Source organism: Dysgonomonas sp. PH5-45 (assembly GCF_029893235.1).
In the GTDB taxonomy this organism is placed as follows: domain Bacteria; phylum Bacteroidota; class Bacteroidia; order Bacteroidales; family Dysgonomonadaceae; genus UBA1309.
In genome coordinates this window covers 1-9,596 of sequence record NZ_JARXWE010000047.1, presented here as the reverse complement: position 1 = coordinate 9,596, position 9,596 = coordinate 1, and the positions used below count along the sequence as shown (strand labels likewise).

The 9,596-nt window shown below is 41.1% G+C and carries 9 protein-coding genes and 1 tRNA gene; 7 read left to right on the top strand and 3 right to left on the bottom strand.

Annotation, left to right across the window (positions count from 1 at the left end):
- Positions 1-14: 14 nt before the first annotated feature.
- Positions 15-470, bottom strand: a complete 456-nt coding sequence (locus tag M2132_RS11565) for a transposase (protein WP_280673711.1) — start codon at positions 468-470, stop codon at positions 15-17.
- Between the two features lie 145 nt (positions 471-615).
- Between M2132_RS11565 and prmA the strand changes: the two genes are divergently transcribed.
- Positions 616-1,455 (top strand): 50S ribosomal protein L11 methyltransferase, encoded by an 840-nt coding sequence (gene prmA / locus M2132_RS11560; protein ID WP_280673704.1) that lies wholly within the window; start codon positions 616-618, stop codon positions 1,453-1,455.
- Positions 1,456-1,505: 50 nt separating this feature from the next.
- Positions 1,506-3,524 carry an excinuclease ABC subunit UvrB gene (uvrB, locus tag M2132_RS11555; RefSeq protein ID WP_280673702.1) on the top strand — a complete coding sequence of 673 codons (2,019 nt, stop codon included), beginning with the start codon at positions 1,506-1,508 and terminating at the stop codon, positions 3,522-3,524.
- 96 nt (positions 3,525-3,620) lie between these two features.
- Here the strand turns inward: uvrB and dnaJ are convergent, their stop codons facing one another.
- Both dnaJ and M2132_RS11545 read right to left on the bottom strand, forming a co-directional pair.
- On the bottom strand, positions 3,621-4,757 hold the full coding sequence (dnaJ, locus tag M2132_RS11550; protein WP_280673700.1) for a molecular chaperone DnaJ: 1,137 nt from the start codon (positions 4,755-4,757) through the stop codon (positions 3,621-3,623).
- A 17-nt stretch (positions 4,758-4,774) separates the two neighbouring features.
- Entirely contained in the window at positions 4,775-5,341 is a 567-nt protein-coding gene (locus M2132_RS11545) for a nucleotide exchange factor GrpE (protein WP_280673698.1), read from the bottom strand.
- A gap of 301 nt (positions 5,342-5,642) precedes the next feature.
- Between M2132_RS11545 and M2132_RS11540 the strand changes: the two genes are divergently transcribed.
- The 5 genes from M2132_RS11540 (at position 5,643) to rpsT (ending at position 9,399) form a co-directional block, all read left to right on the top strand.
- Positions 5,643-7,490, top strand: coding sequence for an SLC13 family permease (locus M2132_RS11540; protein ID WP_280673713.1), 1,848 nt, complete (start codon positions 5,643-5,645; stop codon positions 7,488-7,490).
- Positions 7,491-7,627: 137 nt separating this feature from the next.
- Entirely contained in the window at positions 7,628-8,221 is a 594-nt protein-coding gene (locus M2132_RS11535; protein ID WP_280673696.1) for an RNA polymerase sigma factor, read from the top strand.
- 182 nt (positions 8,222-8,403) lie between these two features.
- Positions 8,404-8,895, top strand: coding sequence for a hypothetical protein (locus M2132_RS11530; RefSeq protein WP_280673694.1), 492 nt, complete (start codon positions 8,404-8,406; stop codon positions 8,893-8,895).
- A 140-nt stretch (positions 8,896-9,035) separates the two neighbouring features.
- A tRNA-Glu gene (locus tag M2132_RS11525) sits at positions 9,036-9,107 on the top strand.
- 40 nt (positions 9,108-9,147) lie between these two features.
- Positions 9,148-9,399, top strand: coding sequence for a 30S ribosomal protein S20 (gene rpsT / locus M2132_RS11520; RefSeq protein ID WP_280673692.1), 252 nt, complete (start codon positions 9,148-9,150; stop codon positions 9,397-9,399).
- Positions 9,400-9,596: the final 197 nt, after the last annotated feature.

Sequence of the window (9,596 nt, the reverse complement as noted above, 5' to 3'; positions counted from 1 at the left end):
CCGCGTAACTTTGGTTACATAGTTCCATCATTTTGAGCAAACATTCCGACACATTGTTCTGTATGAACAATACGTTTGTTCAATGCGGAATAACGCCGTTCATACTGACGAAGCGATTGTGTTTGCTGATCTGGAACATAACTCCCATAAGCTAAACCTTTCATCAAAACCAAAGCAATCCAATGTGCATCGCGAACATCGGTCTTGCGACCGGGAAGCTGTTTGATAAAAAGAGGATTGACTAACTTCAAGTCAAAACTATCCACCAGTACACGCCAAATGGGAATCCAGTAAATACTGGTGCTTTCCATAGCAACTTGATAAACATCATACTGCTCCAATAAGGAGCGAAGTTCATATAAGTCAGAGGTTAATGTGCCAAACTTTTGCTCTTTTAATACCCCGGACTCATTGATTATACAAGCAAAGACACTATCTTTGTGTACATCAAGACCACAATATTGATTCATAAGAATTGAGTTGAAACTTTTTTATGAAGATACATATTGTTGGTCTTGTTTGCATAAAATAAGCTATTCTTTTATCAGACTCGCTTATAAATAGCAAATTTTTATCTAAGTTTGTTACACAAATCAAAACTGTTGGAAGTACCTTATGGATTATGTAGAAGTGAAGTTTACGGCAACTCCTGATAATGAGGCTGTGAACGATGTTTTATCGGCTATCTTGGCCGAAATTGGCTTTGAAAGCTTTGTTGAAACACCGGATGGCGTGACAGCCTATATACAGGCTACGGCTTTTGACGAAGACGAACTGAAGGCAACCCTTGCTGCTTTTCCGTTAGAGACTACATTGAGTTATACAGCCCAGACGATAGAAGGCAAAGACTGGAACGAAGAGTGGGAGAAAAACTACTTCAAACCGCTTATTATAGACAACCGATGTATCATTCAAAGCACTTTTCATAAAGAACCTGCTGTCTACGAATATAATATACTGATAGACCCCAAAATGGCTTTTGGCACGGGGCATCATCAAACAACCGAACTTATGATTCGGGAAATATTGGATACCGATTATACCGGAAAGACGGTTTTGGATATGGGTTGTGGCACAGCTATCCTTGCTATTTTGGCATCTATGCGCGGTGCAAAATCGGTTTTGGGGATAGATATTGATAAATGGGCGTACGACAATGCAATCGAAAATCTCAACCTAAACAATATCAGCAATGTGGAGATTCAGATTGGTGGAGCCGATTTGTTGGGAGCTGATACTTTCGATGTGATTCTGGCTAACATCAACCGTAATATTTTGCTGAACGATATACATCGCTATGCTGCTGTTTTGAACCGGGGCGGGGCTTTGTATATGAGCGGGTTTTATGAGGAAGATATTCCTCTTATCGCCGAAGAGTGCGGAAAATATAATCTGACATTAAACCGAAAGGCTATAAAAGATAATTGGGCGGTAGTCAGATTCGATAAAGACTAAATTAATATAGTGTAACCCTGTTTTATGTGCGAAGAGCACATCAAAAGGAAATGAACTTCAAGATAAATTCTCTGTATAAACCAACGGGCGATCAGCCGGTGGCTATAAAATCGCTGTCGGAAGGGGTGTTACAACACATCCCTTATCAAACATTGCTGGGTGTTACGGGGTCTGGAAAAACGTTTACCATTGCCAATGTTATACAAGAAACACAAAAACCTACATTAGTACTGAGCCATAACAAAACCCTTGCAGCACAGTTGTATAGTGAGTTTAAAGGCTTTTTCCCGGATAATGCGGTAGAGTATTTTGTTTCGTATTACGATTATTACCAACCCGAGGCGTATATCCCGTCCACCAATACGTATATAGAAAAAGACCTTTCGGTAAACGACGAAATAGAAAAATTGCGGTTGGCAACATCAACATCGTTGCTCTCAAACCGCAGGGATGTGATTGTGGTGTCGTCGGTGTCGTGTTTGTATGGTATGGGCAATCCGGAAGATTTCGAAAAATCGACTATTTCTATTCATACAGGTCAGAACGTAGGACGTGACGAGTTTTTGCGTCAGATTGTCAGCTCACTCTATTCGCGTAATGAAGTAGAATTGAGTAGGGGAAACTTCAGGGTGAAGGGTGATACGGTTGATATTTTTATGGCCGAAGGCGATATGATTCTTCGGGTGATTTTCTGGGGCGACGAAATAGAAAGCATAGAAAGTATTGATCCGCTATCGGGCATAAAACGCGAAAACTTCGACGAGTTTCGTATATATCCAGCCAGCCTTTTTGTGACAACAAAAGAACGCATACACCGCGCCGTAGACGAAATTGCTTTGGACTTAGGTCGGCAAGTAGATTTTTTCCAGTCGATAGGTAAGCCCCTCGAAGCTAAACGCTTGTACGAACGTGTTACTTACGATTTGGAGATGATTCGCGAAGTAGGATACTGCTCGGGTATAGAAAACTATTCACGTTACTTCGATAACCGTCTGCCGGGTACACGTCCTTTCTGTTTGTTAGACTTCTTTCCTGACGACTTTTTGTTGGTGATTGACGAAAGCCACGTAACCATACCGCAAATTAGGGCTATGTACGGGGGCGACCATTCGCGCAAGGCTAATTTGGTGGAGTATGGTTTCCGCCTTCCGGCGGCTATGGATAACCGTCCGCTTAAATTCGAAGAATTCGAAAGCCTGACAAAGCAAGTGATTTATGTAAGTGCAACGCCAGCCGATTACGAATTGATGAAGTCGGAAGGGGTGGTGGTTGAGCAATTGATTCGCCCAACGGGACTGTTAGATCCGCCTATTGATGTTCGCCCAAGTCTGAACCAGATTGACGACTTAATGGAGGAAATCCAAATCCGCACCGAATTGGATGAGCGGGTGTTGGTAACAACCCTGACAAGGCGCATGGCCGAAGAATTGGCTTCGTACTTGTCTAATCACGGAGTTCGATGCAACTATATACATTCGGATGTTGATACGCTCGACCGTGTCCGTATTATGGATGAGTTGCGGAATGGCTTGTTCGATGTTCTTGTTGGGGTGAATTTGCTCCGCGAAGGTTTGGATTTGCCGGAAGTATCGTTGGTGGCTATTCTTGATGCGGACAAAGAAGGCTTTCTCCGTTCGCATCGTTCGCTTACCCAGACTGTTGGTCGGGCAGCCCGGAATGTGAATGGAAAAGTTATTTTTTATGCCGACAAAATAACCGAAAGTATGGCCAGAACCATCGACGAGACTAATCGCCGCCGCGAAATACAAATGGCTTACAACAAAGCCAATGGCATAGTGCCGCAACAAATAGTAAAATCAAAAACATCATCGGCTTTGAATAAAGATAAGAAAGAGACAGGAACTCAGGTATATATGGAGCCCGATTTCAGGCAAACGGAAACGGTATTTGTAGACAAGTACGAAACAGTTTCGGAATTAGAAAAAGCGATAGCTAAAACAAAAAAACAAATGGCCGAAGCTGCCAAAAAACTTGAATTTCTTGAAGCTGCCCAATACCGTGACGAACTTATCCGCCTGGAAGATATGCTGTCTGCTAAAAAGGAATGATAGCTACGGGATATTGATAGATATATGAAAAACGATGATTTTCTTTACAGAGAAAATCACTGTTATCTATTCTTATTTTATAGCTTATTTGAGATTTTAGTCGAACATCTGTCTGAAATGTCTGAAAATCCTTTCTTTTACCGATTTATTGGGTTGAAAGTTGGGGGAGTTGTCTAATCCCGAAAGAATTTTCTTTTCGCTTTCGTCCAGTTTTTCGGGAATGTATACGCTAACGTTTATCAGCAAATCGCCGGTCCCGTAACGGTTTATGCTTGGTAGGCCTTTGTTTTTAAGGCGTAGAACCTTTCCGGGTTGCGTTCCGGGTTCTATGCTGACCTTAACTTTTCCGTCTATCGTTGGAACTTCTACACTTGCGCCGAGGGCTGCATCCGATACGCTGAGCAGCAGGTTATAAACCACATCATTATCGTCGCGCAAGAGTTCCGGATGTTTTTCCTCCTCTATAACTATCAGTAAATCGCCATTGATGCCTCCACGGCGAGCTGCGTTGCCTTTGCCGCTCATTGAAAGTTGCATGCCTTCGGCAACACCGGCAGGGATGTTTAGGGTAATAACTTCTTCTTCGCGGACGATGCCTTCGCCACTACAATGGGTACATTTCTTTGATATGGATTTGCCTTCGCCACCACAGGCCGAACAGGTGGTTTGGGTTTGCATTTGTCCCAGAATGGTGTTCATGATACGGGTTGTTACCCCCGAACCATTACAGGTGGAGCATGTTGAGAATGCTGTTCCGTCTTCGGCTCCTGTGCCTTTGCAATAAGAGCAGGATACGTATTTTTTTACTTTGATTTTCTTTTCAACACCGGTCAGGACTTCTTTCAGGGTCAGTTTTACTTTTACCCTCAGGTCGGAACCTCTGTTCATGCGGCGGCCTCCACCACCGCCACCTCCTCCAAAACCGAAGTGGCCTCCAAATATGTCTCCAAACTGAGAGAATATATCATCCATCGAGAATCCACCGCCTGCGTGGCCACCAAATCCTCCGGGAGCCTGATGTCCGTATCTGTCGTAACGGGCGCGTTTCTGTTCGTCGCTCAGCACTTCATAAGCTTCGGCGGCTTCCTTAAATTTTTCTTCGGCGGTAGCATCTCCCGGATTTTTATCGGGATGGTGCTGGATTGCTTTTTTCTTATATGCTTTTTTTATTTCTTCGACGGTAGCTGTTCTGGATACTTCCAGCACTTCGTAATAGTCTCTTTTTTCGGCCATTGTTTTTTGCGTATATATTATTTTGCAACGATTACTTTCGGATAGCGGATCACTTTGTCTTGTAGTGTATATCCTTTCTGAACGCAGTCAATCACTTTGTCTTTTTGGTCTTCGCTCTGGGCAGGAACACTGGTTAAGGCCTCATGTTTGTCAACATCGAATGGCTGGCCTACGGTTTCGATTTCTTTTACACCATGTTTTTCCAGAAAAGAAATAAATTTGTTGTAAATCAACACAACTCCCTCTTTAATGGCTTCGGTGTCGTTGGTTTTATCCATATTCTCGATAGCCCGTTCAAAGTCGTCTATCACGGGAAGCAGGTCTATTAATATTTTTTCTCCGCCGGTTTTTATTAAGTCGGCCTTTTCTTTGATTGTTCGTTTGCGATAATTGTCGAATTCGGCATGCAGACGTAGATACGAATTGTTCATATCGGCATATTTTGCTTGCCAGTCGTCTTCGTTTTCTTCAGCCACATTGACATTTTCTTCAACATTAAGATTTTCGTCTTTCTGATTATTTGTCAGATTTTCGTCTTTAAACTCTTCTTGATCTTGGAAATCTTTTTTGTTTTTATCAGTCATGGTTGTCCGTTTTTTTGTTATATCATGTTCGCATACAGCGTTTTGTGTTTACACGATGTGTCGATGTTGCTCCATGCAAATACTGTACGGTTTGTTTCTTATACAAATTCTTTGCCAAAAACAATGCCGAAAATATTGGCTCTGTTTTGGTATTTTTAATAATGGCTTAAATTTGTATCTTTGTGTACGGCGCTAATTTTAATTGTTTTCTTTTTCAATAAAATTAGTGTGCAAAAGTAATATAGTATGAACCAATAAGCAAACTTTTTATATTATAATGATTCACGAACTATTTACCCCTATCAATACAACAATTGTAATACTTCTTATCGCATCTTTCTTTTTCATGCAAGGAAAAGTGCGCTCAGACCTTGTGGCTATATGCTCTTTGCTGGCGTTGATGCTGACCGATATCTTAACTCCGGCGGAGGCTCTTTCGGGTTTCTCTAACTCGGTTGTGATAATGATGGTGGGATTGTTTATTGTAGGCGGTGGAATCTTTCGGACGGGGCTTGCCAAAATGATAAGCAGTAAAATTCTCCGCTTGGCAGGTAATAATGAAAACCGGCTGTTTGTGGCGGTGATGCTTGTTACGGCCTTCATTGGTGCTTTTGTGAGTAATACGGGAACGGTTGCGGTGATGATTCCGATTGTTGTGAGTATGGCTGCCGAAGCCAAGATAAACCCTCGTAAGTTGCTTATGCCTTTGGCTTTTGCCAGCAGTATGGGTATCCTGACCCTTATCAGTACCCCACCCAATATGGTTATACAGGATATATTAATTAGTAATGGATACGAAGCGCTATCTTTCTTCTCTTTCACACCGATAGGTTTGGTTGGTTTGCTTGTAGGTATTATTCTGATGTTTTTTCTTCGTAAAATATTCCTGTCGAAAGATGACGGGGCTTCGGGCAAAACAGCAGGAGGGAAAAGCTTGAGAGAACTTGTGGAAGAATACGATCTGGCACAATCGTCCTTCTCGCTCGAGGTAAAAGAAGGCTCTAAGCTATCGGGACATTCGCTCAAAGAATTAGGAATAGGTTCCAAATACAATGTAAATATTGTGAAAATCAGCAAAGTGACGAAGGTTTCCCGCCTTACTAAAAAGAAAACACTGACCGAAGAAATGGCAGGGGCTAACACCCAGATAGATACGGGCGACATTCTTTATTGTAACGGAAGCAGGGGAGATGTGGATGTATTTATATCGGACAACAATCTGCTTGAATTACCAATGAATAAAAAAGAAGAGGGTTCGTTTTCCGATTTTCAGAATATTGGTATAGCAGAGGTTTTTATTATGCCGAATTCACGGTTGATAAACCGGAAGATATCAGATACAAGCTTTCGCGAAGAATTTAATGTAAGCATAATTGGTGTTCAGCGAAACAACGAATACCAGACTAATAATATTCAAAATCAGAAACTTCATTCGGGAGACGCCCTGTTGATACAAGGAACTTGGGATAATATTGCCGATATAGGTAAGAGACGGCAGAATGACTTGGTGCTTGTGGGGCAACCGCTTGAAGAAGCCTCGAAAGTGACGCTCGACCATAAAGCACCGCTTGCCGGAGCAATAATGATAGCCATGATTGTGGTTATGGTGCTGAATGTTATTCCGGCTGTCACGGCAGTGCTTATAGCTGCGGTCTTGATGGTTCTGACAGGCTGCTTGCGTAATATGGAAGAAGCTTACAATAATATAAACTGGGAGAGTGTTATTCTTATCGGAGCAATGATGCCGATGTCAGTAGCATTCGAAAAAACGGGCGCGGCCTCGCTTATTTCGAGCGGCCTTGTTGACGGATTAGGTCAATATGGGCCATATGCCCTCCTTGCCGGAATTTACTTCAGCACGTCTCTGCTCACAATGTTTATTAGCAACACGGCTACGGCTGTCCTTTTTGCACCCATAGCCTTGCATGCTGCGGTAGGAATGGGGGTTAGCCCGTATCCTTTCTTGTTTGCGGTGACGGTTGCGGCGAGTATGTGTTTTGCAAGTCCTTTTTCTACCCCGCCCAACGCATTAGTGATGTCGGCAGGGCGATATTCGTTTATGGACTACGTAAAGGTGGGTATGCCACTGCAACTGGTAATGGGAATAGTGATGATTGTGGTATTGCCAATTTTCTTCCCTTTCGAATAATTTTTTATCAGGAATTTGTATATTAATAAAAAATGATGTTTATTTGTGGAGATAAAACATTATTTAACAGCAAAAACTTCATAAGCCTATAGAAAAACATTACTCTTTTAAATTACTAAAATAAGTGAAAAGAAGTGATGGATGTATTATCTGTAATGACTGACGAAGAACTTGTCAGAACATATTTTGTAGGCAATAATCTCGCATTTGATGAATTATTAGAAAGACATAAAAAGAATGTCTACAACTATATACTCTTTATTGTGAAAAATAAGGAGTTGTCCGAAGATATATTTCAAGATACCTTCATAAAGGCAATTACTACTATAAAACAAGGGCGATATACCGAAAGCGGAAAATTCCGCGCTTGGATTACCCGTATAGCCCATAATCTGATTATAGATCATTTCCGCCAAGAAAAGAACGAAAATACGATATCGAACGATGAGACACAGGTCGATTTGTTCAATAATGTGTCTTTGTGCGAAGGAACGGTAGAAGACGAAATTATCAGTAGCCAGATAGTGAACGATGTACGTCGGTTAATTAATTTTCTGCCGGACAACCAGCGCGAGGTTCTCGAAATGCGTTATTATCAGAACTTAAGTTTCAAAGAGATATCGGATGCTACGGGTGTTAGTATCAATACAGCATTGGGGCGTATGCGTTATGCTATATTGAATATGCGAAAGATGGCTGACGAAAACCGGATGATTTTGACGACGGAATAATATTCTGAAAAGTATTGAAATAAAAGAAAGTCTGGCATAATAGAAGTTTGTGCCAGACTTTTTTATACCTTCACGCTCGGAAAAACATTTATTATAGTGTTTCAATGAATAGGGTCTTTTTTACAATTTCCGGGTTATTATTACTTATTGTAGTTTCTTGTACCGATTATACCCCCAAGCCAATGGGTTATAACAGGATTGAGAAACCTGTTTATTCGTATAGGGTGTATTCTACTCCATACTTTACTTTTTTATTTCCGGCAATAGCTAAAATAGAGCCTCAGCGGCATGACAGCCTGCCGGGGCATTGGTTTGACATCACTTATCCTAAATATAAGGCGGTGGTTCACTGTACATATCTGACGGTGCAGAAAGATTCTATCCGAAATTTCTTTGAAGATAGCCATCGTTTGGCGTACTCCCATACAATGAGGGCCGAAGATATAAACGTATCCCTATTCAGTAATCCGGATCATGAGGTTATGGGTGCCATATACGACATAGGAGGCGATGTTGCTACACCTATACAGTTTTGTGCAACCGACAGTTTATCGCATTTTCTTAGGGGATCTTTGTATTATCAGGAAAAGGTTAATCCGGACTCAATAGAGCCTATAACACGCTACATACGAGATGATATAGTGCAGATAATAGAGTCGATAAAGTGGAAATAATAGTATTCAAAGGGTTCTGGGTGGTGAAAATAAATTCAAAAAATATAGAACAAATATTTGGAGTTTCCGAAAAACGTTTTACCTTTGCATCCGCAATCGAGAGATAACAAGCCTCGTTTTACGGGGAAGAAACTCAGGATGGCCCATTCGTCTATCGGTTAGGACGCAAGATTTTCATTCTTGAAAGAGGGGTTCGACTCCCCTATGGGCTACAACAGAAACAAGATAAAAATATAAAAAAGATTAGTCAAGATGGCAAATCACAAATCAGCAATAAAAAGAATCAGACAAGCTAATGTAAAGCGTTTGCAGAACAGATATGTAGCAAGAACTACACGTAATGCTATCAAAAAATTACGCCTTATAACAGACAAGGCAGAGGCTGCAAAAATGTATCCTTCGGTATGTTCAATGTTAGATCGTTTAGCAAAGAAAAATGTTATACATAAAAACAAAGCTGCTAACTTGAAATCTAAATTGGCACATCACGTAAATACTCTATAAGAAGAATTTTTCTTTAAAATATTTATATACTTTATATAGGTTGAACAAATGTTTCAACCTATATTTTTATGTATATATTGGTGAAAAAGCGTAATGTAAAAAGGGGTCAGCGGATTTTCCCGGTTGATAAACCTTGTCACATATCACGAATATAGCATCGCCAGTCTGTACATAAAGAACTTAATATCTCCCACGCC